Raw genomic sequence first — 24,932 nt, forward strand, 5'->3', positions numbered from 1 at the left:
AAGAACCGTCAATTTCTAGACAAAATCAGGCGTCAATAACATTAACCTTATTACCGTACATTAGATAAATTCACACTTATCACTTAAAAGGATTGGTTTTGTCTGAATTTAAGAAACAGTTCTTTTTTTACTACCATTGGCAGATTATAGACACATAAAATTAAAAACTAGAGGTAAGAACCAGATGATTTCTAAAAAACACCTTTACCCTTTCGAAAATTCCAGCTCTTCAAATAAGTTGAACGGATAAAAAACGCCTTTGTCTAAGAGTCAACTAAATAAAAAGACATATAGCTAATATGCTAAATGTCTCATTATGTTAATTCACCCCCAAAGCCTTATAAACCGCATCCACTGAATCTGAATAAAACACCGGCTGCACTTTCACCAACAAGTCCGATGGTACCGTCTGCAAGTCCATGACCGATGCAGCCGGGATTAAGACTTTCTTGGCTCCTGCATCTACACATACCTACAATACATTGGCGAATTCTTCTACTTTCGCAATCGTTCCGCCAACGGTCATATTCCCAATGACGATGGTGCTTTTCTGGACCGGTTTATCGAGTGCGCCGGAACAAAGGCCGATCAATTCCGCGATGGCCAGTTCATCGGTAAGTCCGATTCCTTGAAGATCATTGATATGCATCAGATAATCCTTCGTTTTGATATCGAAATTATCGAAAGCGCTTACATCTTGGTTTTGGAGCTTGTATATATCAAGCAGTTGCAAATTCTCTTGCCTTGATCCCTTAATTAAGAGAAGCGATAATTTTAATTAGGAATTACCTATCCTACAATTTCATGAATTATTTTTAAAAACCAAAATGCACACTTTTCAAGTGCCTAGCATTTTGGTTTTAGTCCATTTATAGCAGAAAAACACTTATTCAGTCTAGCAGTAAAGCTTTTTGCATCAGCATTTGATTGTTTTGGTAGAACGGCACGTCGGTGTTCCCAAGGACAATTGGAGGCACGTTTGAAAGCTCATTGAGATTATCCATTGGAACAATTACACTCTTAGCGCCGTTCTCCGATAGCATAGTAACTTTATCAGCAAAGTTGATTACCCTTTCTATCGCACCACCCACAGAGATATTGCCAAGGACTGCAAGGCCAGCCTTCAAATTCTTTTTATAAAGTGCTGATACGATTGCAACATAAACTGCCGCTCCAATACCCGAGGAAATTGTAGATCCCAAAAGATTGGTTGCCTGAATAGTAATATCATAATTAATTAGCGAATGTTTGTCACTAAGAATCGTTTTCTCATTAGCCTTTATGTACTGGTAGGTATTTTTAATATTTTCTTTCACAGCCATATTATTTACCCCAGTAATATTTAACTTTCCAGATCCTGCTACTGCCACAGTTTCAATCCTTACTAACGTCACGTTATCGCCATCACTGGTACTTGTATAACAAACTCCCGGCGGAAGCGGCGTGTTCTCGATAAGATGTGAACCTTTTTCTTCGGGCAATCCGACAAAAAACTCTTCTTGGGTTTCCTTGTCAATGTAAGAAAAATTTGTGTCCCAAAATTCCATACCCCCGATTCGCTTCAATTGTTCTTTAACGCGTCGACGCATTTCAAGAGCAATTTCCAAATACTCTTTTATATCTTCTTTCGTATATTCACCATTCGGGTGCATAAGCTTTATTAAGCCAGATACTGTCTTCTTCACCGGTTTGGTATCCCGCTGTTTTAGATGTGCTCCAAGTGAATAATATTTTTCAAGTGCATCGGTGTAAGATACACGTCGCATTGATTTTAGAGATTCAGAAAAATAATCAGTACTAAAGCCGAAGCTGGATGTAAAATGCTTTGGTGAAAATTTAATCATTTCCCAGCCAGGAAGATAAAAGTGAATACGATCTAGAAATGCGGTGTCACTATTGACCTCATCTGAAAGAGGACTGAACAAGTGCGAAGTCTGCAGAACTGTTTCAACTGGCTGATTTATATTACCATTAAGAATAATTGAAGCGGCTCCAGTAATTTCTCCACCAGCGCCTGCCCGTGAGAAAGATCCAGACTCCATGTAGTCCTTCATCAAGGGAACAGCATCTCGTTCCTTAAAGATTTTATCGGTAGCCTCATCAAAGCAGATTGCATCCCACTGACCCACTGCACCAACTTTTCCGGTAGAACCGTGTACAAAGAGTTTAGCTACTGTTCCTTGCCCCCCAGATATCAACACTGCATAGGGGGTAAGTTCTTTATAGACAAAGGACTTTCCTGTTGAACGTGGTCCCAATTCAATGAAATTAAAATTCGATTCCACCATCGGAAGCAATCTAGACAACAACAGCATTTTGATTCGATCCGAAACCCCTTCTGCGTTTGGTTCATATCCGCAGCTTCTTAAGAGAATTTCAAGCCACTCACTTTTTGTAAATTCCTTGCGTTTGTTGATGATTTTAGTATTGTCAAAACTGGACAGCTGGATAGGTTTGATTTCTGTTATTACAAACGGAAAAATATTTTGTCCGAATCTGATATTCGGATCATATGCCACATCGATTATCGCCCAGATGCCTCCCATCAGCATCTTTTCATGTTGCTTTACTAAATCATCGCTTATATTCCCATTTTTAATATTACTGTTTTGAAGTTTTGCCCAATAGATATCCTTTTTGGAATCCAGTTCCACTGAGATCTTGTCGATAATTTTGTAACGACCTCTCTCTCGAATCTTGGAATGAATTAATGAACTTTCTTCCGGATTAACATAATGCTCACTGAGTACCCTTTTAACATTCTCCATACCGATGCGGATCTGTTCTTCATTATCAGTAGAACAAGAGTTGGCAATTAAATATTCAAGCACAAATACTGGCACATTAGCTCCAACCTTTACAGAATGGACAAGGTCTTTCTTTACTACATACCCTCTAAAATGTTCCAGAAGTTTTACATCCAAGTCATTTAAAACTGCCATAAAATGGCTCCCCTCAACATTCACTTTTTTCGTTATCTTTTAAAAAATCTGTTCTCAGAATTAGAATAGTCCACCTAAATCTCTGTCTTTATTTTGTTTAACAACGGCCAGGTCAAGTTGTTGTTTTGTGGAAGCATCTAAAAGGTGGACTTCAATTTCTGACTTACCATCGAATGCATATTCCTTGGTAATTAGATCATTCTGTTGAATAGTGAATATATCGCTCCTGTTCACCTGCAATTTGTTTGCGAAGAAAACTAGATAAACCTTTCGCTCCAACGAAAAAAGATCTAAAGCACCTTTCTCTGCTTGAATTTTGATTGAAAACAATTCGCCGGTGACATCTTTTAGATCTTCTTTATTAGTAAAACTAACAGGCAGTGATCCGATATTAGAGCCGGAGCGTTCCCAGCAGAAATAGGGAGTGATTACTTCTTGGGGTGACAAGCCACCATGAGAAAATCCGTATAAACCTGGCGTCTTAAAAGGATTTATATTTTTTGAAAAGTAAAGATACTCGAATTGCTTATAACTCTTTTTAGCCTCAATCATTGATTGATTTAAATCCGGTTGTTTATTTTCTATTCGAATATAGCGTTCCGCTTTTTCAAAAACTCCTATTGGAGATATGGAAATCTTATCAGCTTCACTCAATACTCCCGTAAGAACAAAGCCATGATCTGATATTAGGTAAACCTTGTCATAACCACTAGATAGTAGTAGTGAAATCTTTTCAGCAAAGAAAACGATCGTTTCTGGGAAATATTTTAGCGCTCTCTGTTGAAGCTTCTCTCCCATGTCATCAATATCCTTATAAGTGCAAATAAGAAATTGTCCTATCCTTGCCTCTTCGTTTACTTCGTCAAGTTTAATAAAGTCAATTGTGGCACCTGGATTCTTGGTAACGAGATATTTTTCGCGGTTTTTCTGAATAGCTTCCGTAACACCGTTATCCATGTAAATACGACTCATGTTATTTTCTGTTTCGGTTGGTATATCAGCGATAATTGATTCGGCTTTGAGATTTGCAGGACCTTTTACTTTCGCAGCCACTAGTTCAGCAATTTCGTAAGCAACGCCATCTCCTACAATTACAGCGGTTTTAGAACCACCGGCTTCATCTATAATTCTTTGCAGTGTACCTGTCTGATTTTCTTCATAACTGTTCCAGTTTTCGAACCACTTGTCCAGAAAAACAGAAACATGCTCCTTGTATAGTTCCTGGAATGGTTCTAGGAGTTCTTTTTTATTTAAGAACTCCGTATACAAATTACGTATAGCCGTATCTAGTTTGAAGAAGTTTTTCTTATAAAATTCGACACACTCGCTAAACGAACTTAGATATGTAATATCTTTGGGATCAAACTCCAAAAGCGTAATTACGTCATTCCAAAAGACAATACCAAGAGCCTGTGCCTGCTTGTTTTGATCGCGCTGACGCAATTTAGCAATAGTCTTTGGGATTGAAGCTTTGTCCGACATGTTTTCACCAATTTCATCTAACCATTTTTCATCAATTTGGCGAAATGGATGCTGAATACTGACATTCCAGATATCTATATCTAACGGCAATTTATAACTTTCAAGATAAGCGCTAAATGAATCCCTGTAAGATACTGAATCAAGCCAATTTTTGTAAACAGCCTCGAGTTTCTTATTACAGTTCCCTCTGGCTAAACCATCAAGCATAGCCTTTACTACTTCATAGGCGAGTGTATTAGCAGGCTTATATAAATAATCCTGTTCAAGAAGCTCATTGACTTTACGGTAAAATGTTTCCTGAAGTTGTGTATCGTATTTCTCTCTAGAATAGGTCTCCGGATCATGAACAAAGGGCAAAAGCTCTTTGTTCAGATCAAAAATTTCTGATGCACCCTTGTGGCTCAAGTCCATCCAGTAAGTGCGATCTTTACCGATGCTAACTTTAGCAGCGGAAATTAACTCTTCCGCTGGAAGATTAATATTTAAATTTAAGATCTGATGCACTTTCTCTTTGACATAATTCTGTAAGTATCGGATCTCCAAACATCCGCAAGTTTCACAATATTCACGGACAAATTTAAGATCGCTTTTTTTTGAGCGAGTATAGATTATAAACTTTTCAAGACTAGGCTGCGCCTTCTCAATGAGATACTTCACATGCAACTCTTCCAACTCGGAGTTTGCATGAAAGACGGTATACTCACTTCCAAGAGTCCTAAGTAAAAACTCAGCATCGCCAGATTCATCGATGAAAACCGCTACTGAATGATGGTCGTATGTTTTCAGTAGATCCTTTTTAAACCATATATCAATCACAGTCAGCTCTCCCTACCAATCAGCATTAAGATACTTTTTAAGTTGGCCTGCATTTAGTACATCATAAGGAATCATTCCTTTTTTCTGCAATGGAGCAATATTCTTACCGACGCCATCATCCAATATAGGACTATATCCTTCAGCAAGTAGTTCATCGATTTTAACTTTGAATGCTTCAATTTCTATAAGCTGTCGGAAGATGCGATCTTTTTCGTTTTGAGCTTCAGCACTATCATTACCATCAAGATCACTTTTACGATTGATCAATGAACGTTCTCGATGTTCAATATAGACAGAACGAATGCGCATTAATTTATCACGACTCCATTTGTAAATTATAATATAGCAATCAAAACCCTGCTCCGGACCGCTGGATAGATGCCAGATAAAGGGTGTTTTTGGTAAATACATAAACAAGTTTAGGTGATCGGATAGCTCTGCAAAGTAAATCTTATTCAGATATTCTTTTAGTGGCCGACCGAGGACAGTGTCAAAACTAGAGTACTGTGCCTGACTAAATCCTTTCTCACTAAACTTTTCTTCTATGCGATCTAATAGCACCTTTTCACCGGAATTAGGTACTAACGGAATAATACCGTCATCATCTTCCATAAGAATTTCTTTTATTATATCAGCCAAAAACTCTATCGCCAAAGTACGCATTCGTTGCTTTGGAATTATAGTATTTTGTTTATATAAGTACCATACATTTATAGGATTGATCTTATGACGAATACAAAATTCCTCTAGACTATTATTATTCTGGTATAAAGTCAGGAGGCCTTTTTCAATGTTCTCTATCTCTTCGGGATTTAATTCTTTAATTGGAAGTGTCACTATAAAATCATGGATTGCATCAAGTTGGAATTCTTTGGTCGCTTCTGTTTCGGATAAATAGGCTTCTCGAGCGTCAGATGTTATTGGGAGTGAACCAATACTTTCACCTTCTTTGGCTAAGACCATGACTTTATCATGTTCAGTTAGGTTGTAGGTTTCAAATATTTTTTCATCAATAATAGCTTCATTAATAAGAACCTGACTAAGGAGATGATTTTCATAGTTGAAGAATTCTCGAAGTCTATTTTTGATCTCATTTATCGAACTCTTATATAAAAATGGAGATGTACTATAGCTTGGTTCGATTATACTGAAATTGTCAATTGCATTGTAAATATCAACATTTACCTTCGATAATTTGCAAAGACTATGTACTTCACCTTCGTTTGGAGTAGGAAGCGGAATTCTTTTTACATCATTTGGTTGCTTGTTAACGGTAGGATTCAAACAGTCAGTTATATAAAATACAAGTTTAGAATTTAGGACTGCCAGGGCATAGTAAACATCAACTTTTGGAAAAACAGCTGACGCACCCATATCAAACAAATAATTCTTTGGCTTAAATCTAAATGAAATGCCTTTCGACCCACTACCTGAATAACTCAAACCATCCCTCTTCCAATACTTTTCAGAAACGAGGTTAAAGCTACTTTGTTGTCTAATATAGTGAGCATCGTTTTCTAAGTTAACACAAAGCCAATTATTACCTCCCCATTTTCTAAATCGTCCTCCTTTTGTGTACATTACCCACTGAACTTCATTTTCCCCATCAAAAATACTCTGTTGATTTATTTCCCACCAATACCTTAATGAGGCATTATTATTACCTGTTTTAATTCCTGATATTATTTCTGCATTTTGATCTAATGAAGATGTACCAAATTTTTCCCGAAAATCATCAGAAATCCAGTATATAAAAGGCCAAGACTTGATAATTTTCAACTTAGTCTGTTCAAGAGAATATACACGGTCATTTGATTTACCATCAATGCAATCATTCATAATTTCATGTAGCTTATCTTTTTTTAGCCTTTCTTGAAGATTGGTCGAGAGGTTTAAATACAACCCCACTTTGTTACTTTCTCCTTTACTTAAAACATAAAATGTTGCATCCAATAAAATGCCTGGACCAAAGAGGTTCACACGATCCAATCCGAAATCGACCATTATATCTATGTGGCATTTTTGGATCATAAATTTACGGACATCCTCGAAGGTTTTAATAAACATAAAGGTATGGGGATGGATCATAGCTATTTTCCCCTCTGGTCCAGTCAACTCATAACATCGTTTAATAAAAGTTGCATATAAATTAGTGTTAAATTTATATGGTTTTTTATAATTTTCTTCAGTAAATACTTTCAGTTCTGGACCGAAGTCAGAAGCGTCAGTGTATGGCGGGTTCGCAGTTGCCACATCATACTCGGTAGTAAGTAATTCAAGAAAAGTAATTGCATCTCTTGTTTTACTTGTCATGAAGGTATTTCCTTCGTCCTGTGCATATTGCTCAACTGCAGTTTTTAAATTAGTGAAGAATGTTGTAGCAAAAGCTTTTTCCTCTTCTATAAAGGCAGATGTAAATAAGGTATATTCACCAGCATCAATTTGATTTTGAAGCTCTTGAATTCTAGATTTAAGTTTTTCATCTAATCGAATTAATGAACCGAATTTGTAGGCAAACTGAAGGTCAGACCAAATTTCAATCATAAGTTTTTGCTGGTTACTGTCTAATTTATTCCCTTCGTTGAATATATGTTCTACTTCTTCATAATCTGGCAGATAAAAGTCGGTGGAAACTACATTAAAGGTTAGTTCACCAATAGACCTGCGTTTTTTCTTCGCTTTGATAAATAGTCCAAGTTGAGCCAGTTGGACTGCCCGGTCATCTAAATCAATTCCATGCAAATTGTTTTCAATAATTAGTTTTGAAATATCCCTTTCTTCATAATCGGCTCCAAAGTTTTCAATCTGATCTATATATAGTTCGTAGAAAAAGTCAAAGGCATACAGCAGGAAATTTCCCGACCCACATGCTGGATCAATCAACTTTATCTCATGCAAAGGTTTTGGTTTACGCTCTTGGACAATGGGAGCGTTGGCAATTTTATAACGTCGTTTGATTTCTGAATCCGGATACATTTCCAGATAAAGCTTTCCAACAGAGTTTTCCACCAAAAACTGTACGACCCATCGCGGCGTATAGACCTGTGACTGCAAGGAAACTAGGTGATATTCAGTTTTATCACCGCTGTCTTTATGAGCTTGTTTCTTGATATTGTTGTAGCTTTCGTACATCCAGCCAAGTACATCATCACTTTGCCAAATACCGATGCCCACCTGAGAATCTTTTTCCACATCATTAAAGTTATCGATGATCTCATTAAGACTAATTGCATCAGGTAATAAAGCATACGGATAATCTTTGCTGTATAGTGGCAGAGTTTTTCCCAGCTCATTAAACGCATACTTAAAATATTCACGTATCCCTTCCAGCTCTTCAGAACGCATGTGTGGATTCATTTCTAACCAAGCTTTATGGCCAAATGAACGATCACCTTGCTCAGGTTTCTTCGTTACTACTGGCGGGAATAAGGTAGCAGCTTCCATGACTTTAATTGCAGCCATACGATTAAATAATGTAAAAGTTAGTTCGTCAATGAGTTTTTCACGCGCATATTCGTAGCTTCCTGTTTCGCCAATATAATTTTGGAGCATTTCCTCGAAACGCAGTCTTCTAGTTCTAACTTCTGTGGGTACTTTTTCAATGTTTAACAGCTTGGTTTTTCCAATACCGAGTCGGGCGATATATTTTTCAAAAGACGCCTCGATGAGATCTCGGAGCTTATCTACGTGCTCAGGTAGTTTCATTTGCTAACATCCTATCCATTAGTTTCTATATCAATTTCAATCTCTTCATCAGGTCTAGCAGCAGCCAAAAAAGCTAACTGAGCTGTAAGGAGAGATTTGTATTCTTGAACGGTCATAATTTTCTTGGGTACTTCAAAACGAACTTTTCGTGGTTTCTGAGGCGCAGGTGGCTGATCATCATCCTCTGTCGGTTCGGGCTTAGGAGCTTCTACAACAAAACTGTTTTGAATAATTAGCAACTCGTTCGCCTTGGTTGAAGATAGTGCTGTATAGTTCAGTATATCCGCAAGCGAGTACCCGCAGTTTTTACAACTAATTGAATACTCAAGTACTGGCTCATTGATAATTCTCTCTGAACAGTAGCGCTTAAGCTCATTTAGCTTTTTATGATTATGAGTGTTGAGCTCAATTGGATACCCATCCAGCGTTCTAATCACCGAATCTACTTTTCCATTTAGAAGCTGATATTCATGACTCATTCCTGCAGCAGCATTTTTAACTAATTTGTAGTAGCTGTCTTTTACAATTTGTACCTGTTGCTGCAAGTTGCCAAAGTTCTTGACCATATCCTGTTTGTAAAGACGAATAAATTCATCATGAGCCTCCTGGATAGTTTTGTCGGATCGATCTGCCTTTTTGAGCTCGCTGGAAACATCCTTGATAAAACGTTCATAATCTTTAACTTTCGATAAGTTTTTCTTGATAAATTTTCTGGATTTCTGAATAGTCTGAATAGATATCGAGAACTCTTCGTTATTTGCAAGAAAATATTCAACCTTTTCAATATAATTGCTTTCAGTGACCTTCCCAGAATAACTGAGTAAAATTTGTTTCTGTTCAGTTACAGTTGGGAATAATGATCCGAATCTATCCACAGTATCATTTAAATTTGAAATTGCTTTAATAAAAATTTCTGCCATGTTTCTAATACTGTCAGCTAGATCGAAGTCGCTTGTACTCCAGTCAATCTTTTGACCTGTGTGGGAATCAATTTCTAAGTCCATTAATATCTGAACGACTTGATTTTTTTGAGCAGCTGTAAGTGTTGCGGTAATAGACTTAAATGAAGCCGACTTAAATTTAGTAGCATTGGTAAAGGCTTCTTGAATACCATTTTGATTATACGAAAACCAGGTTTCACCATTGAATTTTATAGACAAGCGACCTGCACGAAACAGGACGGCCATGGTGCTTACAATCGTTCCAAAAGAATATCCCCATGGTGCTTCCGAGAGCTCTGCCTCCAGCGAACGTCCATCTACAAACCGGGTTTTTATAATCGCGCTAATCTCTTCTACTACCTTCAAATGTTCACCCGTAAAATTACCGTGACTATCAAAAAATTTAAAGTCATCGCTGGTAAATAGTCGGTTTAATCCTTCCTTACGACTAGTGAAGATTTTGGAAACTAGCGCTTCCGACAACCCAGTACGCAGTCTTTTAGTGTAAATATTTTTTATCATTTTACGCTGGATTTCTGCAATTATAACTTTGAAACTGTTAGCATTGAGTAGATGCTCGTCAAACAAATAAATCAAAGAACCTTCACTATATGCATTCTCAATCTTTACTCGAAGCTCTCTTTCTTTTTCCTCGCGGATAATAGAGAAATCACGCATTATCAGGCGCTTATTAGGGTCAGATTCATTGGAATACTTTTCTTCCATGTAAATGTACTTACTCAGCTCTTCGATAAGTTTATCAATAAGTAAAAACTCTTTATTATCTGGCACTAGTGTGATCATATTTTTTTGATTCTGGGTTTCCAGTTTAAGATCCTCAATAAAATCCTGACGATTCTCACCAATGTTGAATAGACTATATACTGTCAGTTTCAGATGCTTACTACCGGAGGGAGTAAGCTCATCTTCTTGATCAGAAAAAACACTGAATTTAAAATTGTCTGAACCGTCATTTAAATTAGCAACAGGTGTAAACAACTTATAATTCTTTATAAGGTTGATTAAAGAACGCTTCTTAGTATATAGCTCAACATCGAAGTCATTCATTTCTTCCAGAAGCTTACCTTCAAGATCTGATGTAATTTTATAGTTGTTGGTTGAGAGAAGCAGAACTTTTGCTTCAAGGAGCAAATCGAGTGCCTCTTTAACGAAAGGCTTGACTGCATAATAAGAGGTAATATCGGAAATATAACTTTTGGTGATATTCTCGACTGTCGGGGAGATTATTTCGGAATCAGCCAATAAATGAATCGTTTTCAACAACTTTTCACCGTTTATTGAGTCGACACGATCATTCAATACCCTTTTAGCAATATCGTACTTATTTACCAGCCCAATAGGCGGGGCAGTTTGCGCTTCATTACAAATAGCAAATGCTGGCGTAAAACTAAATAGTTCCTGATCTCGCATTTGTTTTCGAAGAATATCGAAAGTCGTTATGATCATTCCACGAGCTGCGATCTGGGTTGCTACCAATGCATTTGAGCTAAATAGAAATTTTTGAAGAAGATCGAATTGATATTTATGGAAAGGATAATAAGTTGCAAACTCGTCCGCGTTTGCTGTTTTAGTTGGAAATGAAGATTTTAGATTGGTTGCGTCAGATATTAGTCCTTCATTTTTCTTATAAAAATCCACGAGCTGTTGATATCCAACTTCTGTTTTATGAAGAAGACGACTTCTAATAATGACATCAACTTCTGTTGATTCAAGATGGATTTTAGTTTTGAAACGGTCTGTTACCTTGGTCAACTGGCTTCGGTTTACGTTGGCATTATTAATGACATCATCGAGTTTCTCCTGAGCAATAGCAATGGTCCAAACACCATTACCAATACTTGAAAGAGATTCACTAATACCCTCCAGATCCAATAAAGTAAATTTCTTCTGGCTAATTGCCTCGCTAGCTTCATCAAAGATAAATACAAGAGTCTCCTCCGGCTTGTACTTCAAGTATTTCTCAAGCTCTACTTTAAATTTGCTAGCTGAGAAATTCTCGATAGCATCACTGTAAACTTGATGCGTTTCTGTATAGTCAGCATTGCTATACCCCATTTCTGCAAAAACATTTCGCATTACCTTAGCAACTAGGCGATTGCTGGTTTTCACTACATCCCACTCTTGCCCCTCTGACAATTTAACTTTATTTTTAAATTCATCAAGTTGACCGTCTATATACAAATCAAACTCTATGTAACCGTATATGTCGTCACGAAAACCTAGGTTTTTAAGGAAGTTTGCAAAAAGCGTAAATGCTAGGCCCTTTTCCGTATTTTGTTTTGCTACGTCAAGGAAAATAACTCTACTATTAATTGCCTCAAGATTTCGAATAGAGTTTTCAATGAGACTTTCATCCTTAACACCTTTCAAACGTGGGATAAATCGTTCTCTGGCAGGCGTTCCATTTATAACTTGATTATCGATTATATATCCTAACATCTTACCGAAGTAAGATTTACCTGAACCGTAAAAGCCGGACAACCATACCCCGGTTTCTTTTATATTTGAAGTGAATTGGTTAGTAAAACTATACAGATGTCGGCCAATTCCTTCCGTCACAATATAGGATTCAATTTCTTGCTGAATTTCCATTTCGGATCGATCTTCCAGATCAATTACATTTTTTATATCTTCTTGCAGGTTTAGACTTAAAATTTCGTTTAATTTTGTCATAATGGTCTCCTTAATCAATCAATATACAACGATATTTCGATGCATGTTTAAAGTTCAAAAAATAGATGTTGTCGTTTTCAATTTTTGATGGATAAAAGATTACTAGAGGCTGTGGCAGATTCATAACAGCCTTATTCTCCATGATATTTACGTTTTCGATCCCGGTACCATAGAGACAGCCAGTCCTAATAAGAAATGGAATCTTATTGTTTTTACAAGTTTTCTCAATTTCATTAATGATAAAATCATATAAATCAATTGTAGGATCATCTGAACGAAAGATTAGATGGGGAGTATTCTTAAAGTCATTATAATATTCTTTGAAAGAATCCCAGCCTTCCTCATCAATGACCTGAACTAAAAGCTTACTTACATCAATAAACTCAGCCTTTTCAGCGTAAAGTTCAGCCGCTTTTTCGATATACTGCCGTTCTTCATTTGGAGGATAAGAGAACAATATACTATTCCCGCCATTTGCTCGTCGGCGAAGCTGATCTTGATTTTCTAAATGAATCTTCAAATCTGCAAATTTCCGCTGATGATCAGTTATATAAGACATCACATACTCCTTTATAGCTATGAATTAGTTCGATGTTCAAAGAGACACCATTATAGTTCATATTAAAAAACCCTTTTAAAGATAACTTCTTTAGACGGTCTTGTATATCTTCTTGAGGGATAAAACTAAGAGGTAGTAGCTCGTTAAGCAAAATATTATTACTACTTGCAGGAAACAACTTTGCAAAATAAAGAAAGAGTATTTGGGCTTCTGAAGAGGGTCTTACATGGATAAAAGACTTAACCCTGCCTGTGCTTAGAAAGCCCAGTTTACTCATTAAATTGAGATATTTGGTGGAGAGCGTGTTAATTGTGCTTTCTGACCACTCGATTTGTAGTGCATCATTTTGTAAAAGAAACTCTTTTAAGTAGGCAGTTATATCCTCCTTTGAGATACTAGCTCTCCCAGACAAGTAAGTTTTCACAAATACTTTTGAGGTGATTTCTCTGAACAATATGTTGTTTAAAGAAAATTGCCAAACCAGAACCAATTCTTTATCACGTAATGGAACACGTTCACTAAATATCCCTTGAATAAGCTCTTGGTGGTCATCATTCTCGAACTGCAAAAATGCCTTTCTTACCTCTCGCTCAATCCTTGTGCGACTTCTTTCAGTACGTAGATTAAATTCATTCCGCTGATTGACGAGATCTGTTAACGAATCGAATTGACTAAAATGAGAATCTATTGCCTTAAAAATAACATTACAATCTTTGAGACCGCCAATAACATTTATTGCGGTATTGTAGTTAATTTCTCCTAAATTGTTTAATCTTTCCATTTAATAGTATACATCCTTTACTGTTTTGTCCGAAGTAATACAAAAAACTATTCATTATTTATTTTTAATATACTTAATAGTATTCTAATATTAGTAGATTGATCTCCCAATATTGTATCATTTTATCCATAACACGTGTTTATATTGACCAAATACAGTATGTGCTAATAATTCTTTACATGACACACGATAAAATAAAGTAGCCTTTAGTATATTTACCAAAGGCTGCTCTAATGCATTCTCTTATTTTACTACCTGATAATCTCTCACAGGCTCTATCCCAAGCCCATTCAACTGCACCCAAAGACTCTCCAATGCTTTCGGCTTATCAAAGTAAAACTCCCTACCGCGGACTCTCCAGAATTTCCATCCTGAACGTTCCAGGGATTCCTGGCGTCTCATGTCTTCTTCGAATTTTTCAGGGCCGTGCCATTTTTCTCCGTCACATTCAACGGCTAATCGGTCACGAAGACCTTCAATGACCAGATCGATTCGGTATTGGCCGACTTTGACCTGTGGCGTCACTTTATAGCCTTTTGCCAAGATCATGCGAAGAACGTCGACTTCGAAAGGCGAATCGCATAATTCCACCAAGTTCTGTACTTCTGTATTTACACGGGTTGGATTTTGGCAATAGCTTAGTAAGTTATAACGCAAATCCATGGAATTCAATTCTTCTAAGTCCACTGAGTGGTACAACCTCATTTGGTTTTTCGCCCGGCTGGCAGCTACGTTGAACCTTTGCTTGTCTGAAGTTTTTGTCAAAGGCATAAATCTCCGGTTCGGAGCTGTCACCATCGACAGGAAGATGATGTCTCGCTCGTCGCCTTGCAGTGTATATGGATTGCCGCAGATGATTTTGCGTTCGACAAACTCACGGTCGCCAATTTCCTGGCGTATCCGGGATTCCATCAGTTTGTGCTGGTCTTGTCCCAACAGCGTGATGACACCGAATGACTGTCCTTTTAATTTGGGATCCATGACCATTTCGGCCATATCAGCGACGATTGCATCGATTTCGCCTTCATTGACATCTTTCCGGTCTTCAATGTAGCCATCTTTGACTTTAATGGCCAGTACCGGGGGATCGATTTTGTCTTCATCAAGCGGCAGGCGCAACGGGATCATTTCTCCGCCGTAACTCATGTCATTGGAGAACTGAATGATTTCAGGCACGCAACGGAAATGTTCCCGCAGCATCAGTTTCCCTTCTTTCGGGAAAGTCTGTTCAGCAATTTCATATAACGACAAGTTGCCATCGAAAAGGTCAGCGTTCGGTATGCCTTTCAAGTGACGACGCACCAGTTCCAGTACGTCATCTTGTTTGGTGCCGATCGATTGCGGGCTGATCTGTTCATCGTCACCGACTACCACAATTTTCTTGCCTCGCAATAACACATTGATGGCAAACAAATCACATTGGCTGCTTTCATCAAAGATGATGACATCGAATTTCTCATTGGTGACTGGGAAGTTTTCGAGTACTTGGCTGATTGGCATGATCCAAACAGGAATCGCACTTTGTGCGGTCTTCATTTCTTCCCGGGCACCTTGCAGGTTGCGCTGAGCAGATTTCCCGCTGCCTTTGCCGAAGCGTTTGATATAGGTTTTCCAAGCAGATAAGGCTCTTTTTTCTTCATCGGTAATGCGGTTGACTTGGTTCTTCCAAGTAGAGGCACTGACAATCTCACGGATCAAACGCTTTTGTTCTACATGTTCATCTTCCAGTTGCTTCTTCAGCAAAGTCGTATTGGTATCTTTCGTTTCATCAAGCCAGGACTGTAGTTTCTTCAGCTCGAATGCGGCTAGATGATTTTCGGGAAACTCGATTTCTGATCCCACTGACATTTCCAGCAGCTTGCCTGTCAGAGGTAGTGTTTGATTGAACTCTTCCAGCAGTTTGTAGAAACGATTCACTTTTGCTTTGTTCTGCATCAAACTTTCTAGCTTGCTTAATAACTGGACCCATTTTAAATGGTCTTTCTCCTGATAAGCTTGGACAAAATTCTGGCTTATCGGATGCATGGTGGCTTTAGCACTTAACTCCCTCAATCGAGCCAGGTCCTGTTTATATTGAGCTTCCCATTTCAAGTATTCTAACCGCTTGAGTACCGCTGCAAGGTCTTTGTTCAATTGCTGAATTTCTCCAATCGAGTAAAGATCAGCATCACCCATCCCAAAAGGAGTAATCTTCCCTCTTAGAGTTTGAGCTCTATCAACTGCTTTCAACACCAATTGCAATTCTTTCAGGCGTTCTTCCAGCAGATGCGGAAAACGTTTTTCTGTTTCATCGATTCCGGTATGGCCGATGTCTTCCATATTACCGTTCAGCAAACGGGCTGCTTCTTTTTTTACCCACTCATACTCCAAGTACATATCCAAAATCCCGATATCTTCCAGAGTCTTTATAGATTGTCCATTTAAAACGGGATCTTCAAATAAATATTTAGCTTGTTTTCCTTTTACGAGAAAGAACAGGAAGTTTGGTTTCTTGCCATTTTGAAGAGGCTCTTTTGCAATAGTTAAATCGTTTATGATCGCCTCATTGCTCTTTTCAGGCAAATTGATTTTATGAGTAACCAAAATATGATGCGATGCAAATAAGCGGTCTACGGCTCCACCCAGTTTTTCTGACAATGTCCGCCACCGCTCTTCACGGTGCCCACCAGCCCGGCAATCCTCCAGCATGGACTGATAAACTTGGTTTTCCAGCACGGATGACATGTTGAGGAGTTCATTCAAGTCTTTTTGCAGTTCTTTGATTTCCTTTTCATCCACTGGCAGCTGATATTTTTGTAAAACGGCTTCGCCTTCTTTATTGGATAGGCTTAAGTTGTCTTCGATTTCCATGAAGGCTTCAAAAGAAAGAGCGTTCTTAAGATCAGTTTCTATTAAAGGAAGAGATTGGTTTTGCAAATGAAGTTCGTCTTTAGCTATGTCGCATTTCAACTGCCATAACTCTTTAAAATCTACGGCGTTCAGTGGAAAATCTGCATTGATTGAAACATTGTCCTGAATCCAGCGGTAACTAACATCTGATTGGGAAAGACGTTTGGCTACATCGTATTTAAACAGTTTTTCTCCTTTGTATTGGAGGACTGTCCCTTCTTTTTCAGCATATTCTTTAAGCAGGTTTTTCAAACGGGCTTCTTCCCGCTTGCTACTGTTCAGTGCTTCTTTATCCCGTTCAATTTCTTTTTCCAGTCTTGGAACATCTAATTCACCAAGCTTTTCGCCGATCACCCGGATGGATTGTTCGATCTCCTGCAGGGATTCCCGTCCACCGCCCAGAACCGGTACACACAAATCGCGGATTTCTTTTGGGATTTTGTTTTTCAATACTTTTAACGGACTTTCTTTCTGGCTCGTGATCAGGATCTTTTTCCCTTCGGATAAAAAGTGGGAAACCAGGTTTGCAATGGTATGGGTTTTCCCAGTACCAGGCGGCCCCTGTACGGTTACTCCTTGATGCCGGGAAACTCTTTGAATGATGGCTTTTTGCTGTTCATTTGACTCAAGCGGAAAATAGAGGTTGTTGTCTTCAAGCTTTCCATTGTCTGATGAAAGTTCAGGTCCATCCGGCAAATTGTGCTTGATTGGTTCTCCGATTATTGAAGCAACCGTGTCCGACAATTCCAATTCACCCGTGGAAATGCCGTCGATGATATGAGTCAAGTCATCGCGCAATACACGTGCATTTTTAATTCTCAGGGAAAGCATATGATGGTTGAAAATTACAGGGTGCTCGCCAGGAGCTTTCGAAGTGGAACCTGAGACATACTTCCCGTTTGCATCGAAGGTTTGGATAAATTGTGTAAAGAAATCGGTGAAGTCTTCAGTAATGTCTCGTGTCTGCACTTCTTTCCATAATTGATTGATCGGATTGATGTTGGGAATCGAAATTCCAGAAAAGAGTTCCCGCTCGACCATTGTTTCCTGATCAACGAGCTTTATGGAAATAACCCCTTTAATCGCATCCAAGTCCAACTCAACTTTGCTTGATAATAGAGGCGAACGGATAATCCCTATTTTTGGATCCGGATGATTCCATGTAAAAAGACCAGTGCCATAAACAAACTCCAGATTTTCCCCTTCTTTTTCAAAACGCGATATCAACTCAAAAAACTCTTCATATTTCTCTAAAGTCCGTTTTTTGTTTTTCAGTTTAACGGCCCATTCTTTCCACTCTGGCACCCATTGTTCAAAACTGCTTAAACGGGTAGCATCATCGATGAAGAATTCTTTCTGTGACTCGCCATTTGCTGATTCTTTCATTTTTATCGTTTCATAAGAAGGAAAAGCCGTCTCTTTTTTCGGATCAAAATTAAGCCAATCTTTAAAAACTGGCTTTGGTGAAGGCGGTGTCAAATCTGCCTTTGTAATAAGGGGTCTATGAATTTCCACAAGGTTTTCACTGTTATGACAATCTCCGAAAGTAAAACAGCCCTCCAACTTCTCCAATTCTTCAAGTTGCCAATTCTTCTCGAAATCCGCGTAATTACGGATCACTTTTCCTACCAGATTATTTAACGCCAGCATGTATTCAAAAAAGTTCTTGGCTTTTTCTGTAGCTGTAATTGGTTCCATTGAATACACCTCTCTTATCTATATTTGATCAAACGAATCACATATTCTTTCACTATCAATCTAATGATAATATTAGTAATATTATTTTTCTTTTATTCCTAATCCTACCAACATTTTAAGTGATAGACAAGATACCATGCACAAGGGGCTTTGGTTATTCTTCTCAGTGAACGAGCCAGTTTGATGGGATTGGGCAATCCATCGATTGAGGGTAGAAATCGCCAGGTCATATTCCTGGATGATATCCGGTCAGCTTTTTCCACTGGGGTGCAGCTCAAGCACTTGTTTATTGAATTCCGCTGTAAGTCATGTCCTATACGACTCAACTCCTTGACTTGATTACCAAACAGAATGGACTCGTCCTGACTCGCGATGCTGAAGCAGCTGGTATTCCACGATATTATTTAACGTTATTGGCTCGTCAAGGGCTGATTGAACGTGTCAGTCACGGGATATATGTATCTCCGGAGACATTTGAAGATGATCTTTACATGCTCCAGGCGCGGAGCCCTCAATTGATCTTTTCTCATGAAACAGCTTTGTACCTACATGATTTGACGGATCGGGACCCTATCACATATTCCGTTACGGTACCGGTAGGCTATCACAATCGACTTCTCACAGATGGCGGTTTGCAGGTTTATTCGGTGAAAAAAGAATAGCATGAGCTTGGAGTAACTGAAATCTCTACAGTATACGGCCGGCCGATTCGTCTCTATAACGCAGAACGCACGTTGTGTGACATATACAGACAGCGGAACAAGGTGGATGCAGATCTACTGAACGACAGCATGAAGCTCTATTTAGCACGGAAAGAAAAGAACGTCCCCCAGCTGCTGCACTATGCTGAACAGTTCCGGGTCTCTACCCCGATTCGAATATATGTGGAGATTCTGCTATGAAAAGTTCCAGACAAGTGAAAGACCTCATTAAAAACATGTCCAAACAAAGAGGAATCAGTGCGCAGCTTCTTCTCCGAAACTACATATTTGAACGATTACTTGAGCGGATCGCTCATTCGGATTTTAGCAAACACTTTGTTCTAAAAGGCGGAGTTCTCATAGCTTCCATTATTGGTGTTGATTTGCGTTCCACAGTGGACCTTGATGCAACCATGCAGGGATACCCCATGAACCAGGACGCGATTGAAAAAGCATTCCTGGGTATCGTGGAGGCCACTGAAAAAGCCTAGTTGAATAAAAAAAGAAGCTGATTACCTACTGTATGTAGATAGTCAGCTTTCTTTTTATTGCCATATGCTTTCAACTTAGGCTCAATAACTATAGTTGAGTAATTAATTTTCGATTTCAAGAATAGCCTCGATTTCTTCTTGAATCTCTCTATTCACCAAAAGTGAACGTTTTTTTCTCAACTCAAGATCCATTTCTTGGTCAATGAAATTATTCGTATGTTTGTCAAAACAATTAAAACAAATAGAGTAAAAGTCTTTTTTCTCTTTCTTTAAAAAATTAAATTCCCACGTTTCAAGTTCCAAATAACTTACTTTATCTTTCGTTTCTTTTCCACATAATTCGCAAGTTGTTTTCATTATAAAAAAACCCTTTCATACATCTACCTTTTATTTTTTTCTAGTTGGCGATCTTTAATTCTTTTTAAGCGCCCATGATATTTCAATATATTCGCTTGTGATTGTTTGGCCTCTTCGCTAGTAGGCTGCAAGTTGGCAATATCCCAGTATTTAATAACGACATCCAATACTTGGTCAAAGTATTGTAGGGGTCCATAATTCGTATCTATTGCAATGGTTTTCATTCTCTCGTTAAAGTCTGGCATGACGGCACCTGGCATAGAGAAATTAATAATTACCTTCTCAAAATAAACAATGAAATTCGGATCAAGTTCAAGATGTGCTTTCACTGTGTCGCGATAGAATGCATAATGAAGTGCTTCGTCTTTCGCTACACGTCGAAGTAATGTTGCTAAATCTTTGTCGTAATCACCCGCTACCTTAGCTACATTATTATAAAAGACTAGTGTAGCTAACTCTTGCAAAGTAGTATAGGCCATTGTTGCTAGAGGATTAGTGAAGTCCGGAAACCAACCACTTTCAACTACTCGTTTTCTTAATTGATGCAATCTTACGGGATCTACGTTTCGTGTCACCAATAAATACGTTTCAAGTAAGTTAGAGTGCTGGTCTTCTTCAGCCGTCCAAGTGCGTACGAAATCATTTATTACTTCCATTGAATTTTTAAATGTATAATCCAAATGCGAAGTATACCAAGGTAAATTTACTTCTGTAAGTAATGCTGTTTCTACCGCAATAATTACACCTTCTGGAAGAGTTACTTGACTCTCATCCCAAGGAACTCGTTTAAAGGACATGGCCTTGTCCCATGGAATAAATTCGTGATAGCTCCAGTCAATATTTGCAGAACGTTCCTTATGTAATTGATATAATTCTTTAATGCGCGGTTCTAAGCGTATATCCAAATCTGAATTTAACATTATCTTTTCTCCTTTAGGTGTTTTTCTAACTTTAAACCCTTTGAATTTTTTAACAAATTATAATTTTAGAACATTGGTGTAACCTTCAAGTAGGATAGATCAATTTTTCACAAATTCGGTTTTTTAACTTTTATTAAATTTAGACATTCGTCTATTGTTTAACTAAATCCCTATAGTAATTTTTTTATAGACGCTGGCTTAGCTCCTAATGTCTTCTGACTTTAACAGATTCGACAATAGAGCAATTATGTTCGAATAAATATCTTTCATATTATTCGCATAATCCAGTCCCTATTCATTATATAAATAATTACTAAACAATATAATAACACAGTGGGAATCCTTTCGTAAGAAAAGCCGCCCATTATATGGACGGCTAATGCTTTCACATAAATTGAACTGATGATCTTTCGTTACCAATCAAGTAAAGGAAACACCTCAGCGCCGGCGCGTCCACGGGCTAGGCGACCGAAGCGGTGAATGAAATGATGATTCTTATGATTAATCTATAGTTCACCTCTATTGACTCAAGCTTTCCAAGGTTTAACCTCAATAACTCTATCCACCTTAGCAGTTTCCTTCTTATCAGCCGACCTCTTCGACCAAATCGTCGCAAGAATAGGTCCGGAAATATTATGCCAAATCGCACCCCAGACGCTTGGAAGTGCGGCGAGCGGGCTGAAATGGGCTGTGGCCAGGGCGACGCCCAAGCCGGAATTCTGCATGCCCACTTCGAGCGAGATGGCGCGGCGGTCCGTTTCGTTGAGCCCCATCGCCATAGCTGTCAGATAGCCCAGCAATAAGCCGAAGCCATTATGCAAAAAGACGGCCAGGAATACGATGAAGCCTGAACTGATGACATTTTGCGCATTGGCAGCTGTGACGGCTGAAACAATGATCAAAATGGCGGCAACGGAAATGAGCGGTACGATGGAAATGCTTTTGGCGACTGCTTTCGGGAAAAATCGTTGAACCAGAATACCCAGCGCAATCGGGATGATAATCACTTGGACGATCGACAAGAACATAGACACTGGGTTTACCGGAAGCCATTGACCGGCCAGCAGCAATAGCAAAAGCGGCGTCATGATAGGTGCCATCAAGGTCGATAACGAGGTCATCGCAACGGATAGCGCCAGATTTCCTTTGGCCAGATAGACCATGACATTGGATGCCGTCCCGCCTGGAACGCTTCCAAGGAGCACAAGGCCTGCCGCCAGTTCAGCTGGCAGTTTCAATAGATAGGCGATGCCGAATGCTACAAGCGGCATGATCAAAAACTGTGCCGCCACACCGATGACGACTGGAAGCGGACTTTTGAAGATGATTTTGAAATCGACGGGTTTCAGCGTCAAGCCCATTCCGAACATGACGACACCCAGCAGAATCGTAATATAGCTCCCGAAGCCCAGGAATGCTGCCGGGAAGAAAAAGGCCAGCAACGCAATCAGGATGACCCAAAAAGCAAAATATTTTCCAGCGAATGCACTTATTGACTGCATTATTTTCATTGAGGCGTCTCCTTCTTGTCCACATTGATGTTTTTTCCGGGATTCAATAAATTATTCGGATCCAGCGCCGCTTTTATTTTTTCCATGACGTCCAGCGCTGCTCCATGTTCCTGTTGCTGGTATTTCTTCTTGCCGATGCCGACACCGTGTTCACCGGTGCAGGTGCCGCCGCGTTCAAGCGCATAGATTACGATGCGTTCATTGAACTCCTGGGCTTTGGCCACTTCTTCGGGGTTGTTCATATCCATCATGATGAGCGCATGGAAGTTGCCGTCGCCAACGTGCCCGACGATGCCACCCGGCAAACCGAGTGCCATCAGATTTTCACGTGCATGGTTGACTGCCCCTGCCAGTTCAGAGATAGGCAGGCAGACATCCGTCACCATCATTTTTTTGCCGGGATACCCATGGATATACGCATAGGCCAAGGTGTGGCGTGCTTCCCATAGCCGGTTGCGAGCTGCGGTATCGGATTCAAACGCCACCTCTTCGCACGCATGCCCTTGGACGATCTCCTGCATGAATTCCACGTCCTGCCTCAAACCCGCCTCATTGCCATGAAACTCCATAAACAGCGTCGGCCCCTCCGTATAAACGGTATCATTGTATTTATTGACTTGCTTCATGGATTGCTCATCTACGAGTTCAACGCGGGCAATCGGAATGCCCGCCTGCAAAATCGATACGACGGCTTCGACAGCATCTTTGACCGTTGGAAATGACGCGCGGGCCGCAGTAATAAATTCAGGTATGCCATAAACACGAAGCGTCATTTCAGTAAAGCAGCCGAGCGTTCCTTCTGAACCGACAAACAACCCATTCAAGTGAAGGCCTGATGAGGATTTTGCTGCCTTGTTTCCGGTATGGATGAGGGTCCCATCAGCCAACACCACTTCCAAATCCCGTACTTGGTCACGCATAACCCCGTATTTAACAGACGTGGTGCCACTGGCATTAGTGGCGGCCATTCCGCCAAGTGTCGCATCCGCTCCAGGATCTACAGTGAAAAACAAGCCGTACTTCTTCAATTCCTTATTCAGCTGGGTCCGTGTCACACCAGGCTGCACCGTCACGAGAAAGTCCTCTTCAAAAACCTCCAGCACTTTGTTCATCAATGAAAAATCGATGGTGATGCCTCCGTTTTGCGGGATGACATGTCCCTCTAAACTGGAGCCGAGACCGAACGGGATGACGGGAATCTGATAATGCGTCGAAATCTTCATGATTTCAGAAACCTGTTCTTTGGTTTCTGGGAAAACGACAATATCCGGCAGCTCCATTTTATGATAGGATTCGTCTTTGCCATGCAATTCCTTAACGGTTTCATTTATGCTGATCTGCTCTAATTTCAAGTGTTCCTTTAAGCTTTCAAGGATCTTTTCTTGATTGTCGATTGCCATGCTGTATCGCTCCTTTAGTGATTTTTGATCTAATAAAATATGAAATTAATTTTCCTGTAAAATTGGTCCAACCAATTAACCTAATTATACATAATACTCTGAAAAGTACAATGTGTATTTTCAGACATTTGCGAACATATTATGTATGATAATGGAAAGCTTAAAAACAAGTAGGCGGGGAGAGAATCTTTTTGAATCCTAAGAAACGAATTTATGAATTGATTGTGGAACAGATAAATATGATTTGCCTGGAACAGAATTTACAGCCCGGCGATCGGCTTCCTTCCGAACGGGACTTGGCCAGTCTATTTGGTGTCAGTCGAAATTCAGTCAGAGAAGCGTTGAAAGACCTGGAAAGTAAAGGCGTCATCGAAACCCGGCAAGGCGGCGGAAGCTTTCTTGCACCGTCCAAACGGGATGTGCTCGGTACTGAGCTTCGCACCCACATCGACGAGACCCATACCCAGTTGATCGACGAAATGCTTGAACTGCGGAGGGCTTTCGAAGTCGAAGCCGTTTCCCTCGCAGCACAACGGGCCACTGCCGAAAATTTGGAAGCCATCAGACATGTGCTGTCCCAAATGGCCGAAGCCGTAGACGATCCGGAAATGGGCGTTCAGGCAGATTTGGATTTTCATCTGCAGGTGGCCTATGCGACCAAAAACCAATTATTGATCGATTTGATGGAAACCCTCGCCAAGCGGATGGAAGAAAATATCCGGGCAACCCGCAGCCAGCGGTTTACTGATAAGGGCCGCCATCAGGATACTCTCAAAGAGCACGAAGAGATTTACCTCGCCATAGCAGACGGCAACAGCGATTTAGCGAAGCAATTGATGGAGAAGCATATTTCCCGGATTCGATTGGAGCTGCATAGAGCTACTTAATATTTGATTGAGATGTCTCCCTCAATCCTATCCAATATAAAAAAGCGCCGATTTCTAGTGAAATCGACGCTTGAGCTTGTAGATAAAAGAATATTGATGTCATTTAAAGAATGTATATACATTTCATCCTGTTTATACCGGATCCTGCGCTTCAGGCG

At 39.5% G+C, this 24,932-nt stretch carries 15 protein-coding genes; 3 read left to right on the top strand and 12 right to left on the bottom strand.

Features of this window, described 5'->3' with window-relative positions; all coding sequences use genetic code 11:
• Nucleotides 1-472: 472 nt before the first annotated feature.
• The 8 genes from K8U60_RS18495 to K8U60_RS18530 all read right to left on the bottom strand — a co-directional run bounded on the left by K8U60_RS18495 (nucleotide 473) and on the right by K8U60_RS18530 (nucleotide 18,507).
• Nucleotides 473-649 carry a hypothetical protein gene (locus tag K8U60_RS18495; RefSeq protein ID WP_223643502.1) on the bottom strand — a complete coding sequence of 59 codons (177 nt, stop codon included), beginning with the start codon at nucleotides 647-649 and terminating at the stop codon, nucleotides 473-475.
• 241 nt (nucleotides 650-890) lie between these two features.
• Nucleotides 891-2,942, bottom strand: a complete 2,052-nt coding sequence (brxL, locus tag K8U60_RS18500) for a protease Lon-related BREX system protein BrxL (protein ID WP_223643504.1) — start codon at nucleotides 2,940-2,942, stop codon at nucleotides 891-893.
• 60 nt (nucleotides 2,943-3,002) lie between these two features.
• A complete protein-coding gene (locus K8U60_RS18505; RefSeq protein ID WP_223643507.1) occupies nucleotides 3,003-5,240 on the bottom strand; it encodes a hypothetical protein in 2,238 nt (745 codons plus the stop codon).
• Nucleotides 5,241-5,252: 12 nt separating this feature from the next.
• Nucleotides 5,253-8,945: a BREX-1 system adenine-specific DNA-methyltransferase PglX gene (pglX, locus tag K8U60_RS18510; protein ID WP_223643509.1), complete on the bottom strand. Its 3,693-nt coding sequence runs from the start codon at nucleotides 8,943-8,945 to the stop codon at nucleotides 5,253-5,255.
• 11 nt (nucleotides 8,946-8,956) lie between these two features.
• Nucleotides 8,957-12,580 (bottom strand): BREX system P-loop protein BrxC, encoded by a 3,624-nt coding sequence (gene brxC, locus K8U60_RS18515; RefSeq protein WP_223643511.1) that lies wholly within the window; start codon nucleotides 12,578-12,580, stop codon nucleotides 8,957-8,959.
• 10 nt (nucleotides 12,581-12,590) lie between these two features.
• The gene (locus K8U60_RS18520) at nucleotides 12,591-13,139 is read right to left on the bottom strand and encodes a hypothetical protein (RefSeq protein ID WP_223643513.1); all 549 of its coding nucleotides are present in this window, start codon (nucleotides 13,137-13,139) and stop codon (nucleotides 12,591-12,593) included.
• Nucleotides 13,123-13,920 (bottom strand): BrxA family protein, encoded by a 798-nt coding sequence (locus K8U60_RS18525; RefSeq protein WP_223643515.1) that lies wholly within the window; start codon nucleotides 13,918-13,920, stop codon nucleotides 13,123-13,125. The genes K8U60_RS18520 and K8U60_RS18525 overlap by 17 nt, the downstream gene beginning before the upstream one ends.
• A 243-nt stretch (nucleotides 13,921-14,163) precedes the next feature.
• The gene (locus tag K8U60_RS18530) at nucleotides 14,164-18,507 is read right to left on the bottom strand and encodes an AAA domain-containing protein (protein WP_223643517.1); all 4,344 of its coding nucleotides are present in this window, start codon (nucleotides 18,505-18,507) and stop codon (nucleotides 14,164-14,166) included.
• A 308-nt stretch (nucleotides 18,508-18,815) separates the two neighbouring features.
• Between K8U60_RS18530 and K8U60_RS18535 the strand changes: the two genes are divergently transcribed.
• Together K8U60_RS18535 and K8U60_RS18540 are read left to right on the top strand one after the other, a co-directional pair.
• Nucleotides 18,816-19,169, top strand: coding sequence for a type IV toxin-antitoxin system AbiEi family antitoxin domain-containing protein (locus K8U60_RS18535; protein WP_223643519.1), 354 nt, complete (start codon nucleotides 18,816-18,818; stop codon nucleotides 19,167-19,169).
• A 236-nt stretch (nucleotides 19,170-19,405) separates the two neighbouring features.
• Nucleotides 19,406-19,699, top strand: coding sequence for a nucleotidyl transferase AbiEii/AbiGii toxin family protein (locus tag K8U60_RS18540; protein WP_223643521.1), 294 nt, complete (start codon nucleotides 19,406-19,408; stop codon nucleotides 19,697-19,699).
• 102 nt (nucleotides 19,700-19,801) lie between these two features.
• Here K8U60_RS18540 and K8U60_RS18545 read toward each other — a convergent pair whose 3' ends face one another.
• The 4 genes from K8U60_RS18545 to K8U60_RS18560 form a co-directional block, all read right to left on the bottom strand.
• Nucleotides 19,802-20,056, bottom strand: a complete 255-nt coding sequence (locus K8U60_RS18545; protein ID WP_223643523.1) for a hypothetical protein — start codon at nucleotides 20,054-20,056, stop codon at nucleotides 19,802-19,804.
• 23 nt (nucleotides 20,057-20,079) lie between these two features.
• Nucleotides 20,080-20,976: an acyl-ACP desaturase gene (locus tag K8U60_RS18550; protein WP_223643525.1), complete on the bottom strand. Its 897-nt coding sequence runs from the start codon at nucleotides 20,974-20,976 to the stop codon at nucleotides 20,080-20,082.
• Between the two features lie 527 nt (nucleotides 20,977-21,503).
• A complete protein-coding gene (locus K8U60_RS18555) occupies nucleotides 21,504-22,487 on the bottom strand; it encodes a bile acid:sodium symporter family protein (RefSeq protein WP_223643527.1) in 984 nt (327 codons plus the stop codon).
• Nucleotides 22,484-23,887: an FAD-binding oxidoreductase gene (locus K8U60_RS18560; RefSeq protein ID WP_223643529.1), complete on the bottom strand. Its 1,404-nt coding sequence runs from the start codon at nucleotides 23,885-23,887 to the stop codon at nucleotides 22,484-22,486. Before K8U60_RS18560 ends, K8U60_RS18555 begins: the two co-directional genes overlap by 4 nt.
• A 191-nt stretch (nucleotides 23,888-24,078) precedes the next feature.
• Here K8U60_RS18560 and K8U60_RS18565 point away from each other — a divergent pair, with 191 nt between their 5' ends.
• Nucleotides 24,079-24,774: a FadR/GntR family transcriptional regulator gene (locus K8U60_RS18565; RefSeq protein WP_223643531.1), complete on the top strand. Its 696-nt coding sequence runs from the start codon at nucleotides 24,079-24,081 to the stop codon at nucleotides 24,772-24,774.
• The last annotated feature ends 158 nt before the right edge of the window (nucleotides 24,775-24,932 follow it).

The organism is Planococcus circulans (assembly GCF_020023385.1).
Classification (GTDB): domain Bacteria; phylum Bacillota; class Bacilli; order Bacillales_A; family Planococcaceae; genus Planococcus.

Coding starts and splice junctions, on each gene's coding strand:
- pglX (WP_223643509.1), bottom strand. CDS start 8,945: ATGAAACTACCTGAGCACGTAGATAAGCTCCGAGATCTCATCGAGGCG.
- brxL (WP_223643504.1), bottom strand. CDS start 2,942: ATGGCAGTTTTAAATGACTTGGATGTAAAACTTCTGGAACATTTTAGA.
- K8U60_RS18560 (WP_223643529.1), bottom strand. CDS start 23,887: ATGGCAATCGACAATCAAGAAAAGATCCTTGAAAGCTTAAAGGAACAC.
- brxC (WP_223643511.1), bottom strand. CDS start 12,580: ATGACAAAATTAAACGAAATTTTAAGTCTAAACCTGCAAGAAGATATA.
- K8U60_RS18535 (WP_223643519.1), top strand. CDS start 18,816: ATGTCCTATACGACTCAACTCCTTGACTTGATTACCAAACAGAATGGA.
- K8U60_RS18520 (WP_223643513.1), bottom strand. CDS start 13,139: ATGTCTTATATAACTGATCATCAGCGGAAATTTGCAGATTTGAAGATT.
- K8U60_RS18530 (WP_223643517.1), bottom strand. CDS start 18,507: ATGGAACCAATTACAGCTACAGAAAAAGCCAAGAACTTTTTTGAATAC.
- K8U60_RS18495 (WP_223643502.1), bottom strand. CDS start 649: ATGCATATCAATGATCTTCAAGGAATCGGACTTACCGATGAACTGGCC.
- K8U60_RS18545 (WP_223643523.1), bottom strand. CDS start 20,056: ATGAAAACAACTTGCGAATTATGTGGAAAAGAAACGAAAGATAAAGTA.
- K8U60_RS18525 (WP_223643515.1), bottom strand. CDS start 13,920: ATGGAAAGATTAAACAATTTAGGAGAAATTAACTACAATACCGCAATA.
- K8U60_RS18540 (WP_223643521.1), top strand. CDS start 19,406: ATGAAAAGTTCCAGACAAGTGAAAGACCTCATTAAAAACATGTCCAAA.
- K8U60_RS18550 (WP_223643525.1), bottom strand. CDS start 20,976: ATGTTAAATTCAGATTTGGATATACGCTTAGAACCGCGCATTAAAGAA.
- K8U60_RS18555 (WP_223643527.1), bottom strand. CDS start 22,487: ATGAAAATAATGCAGTCAATAAGTGCATTCGCTGGAAAATATTTTGCT.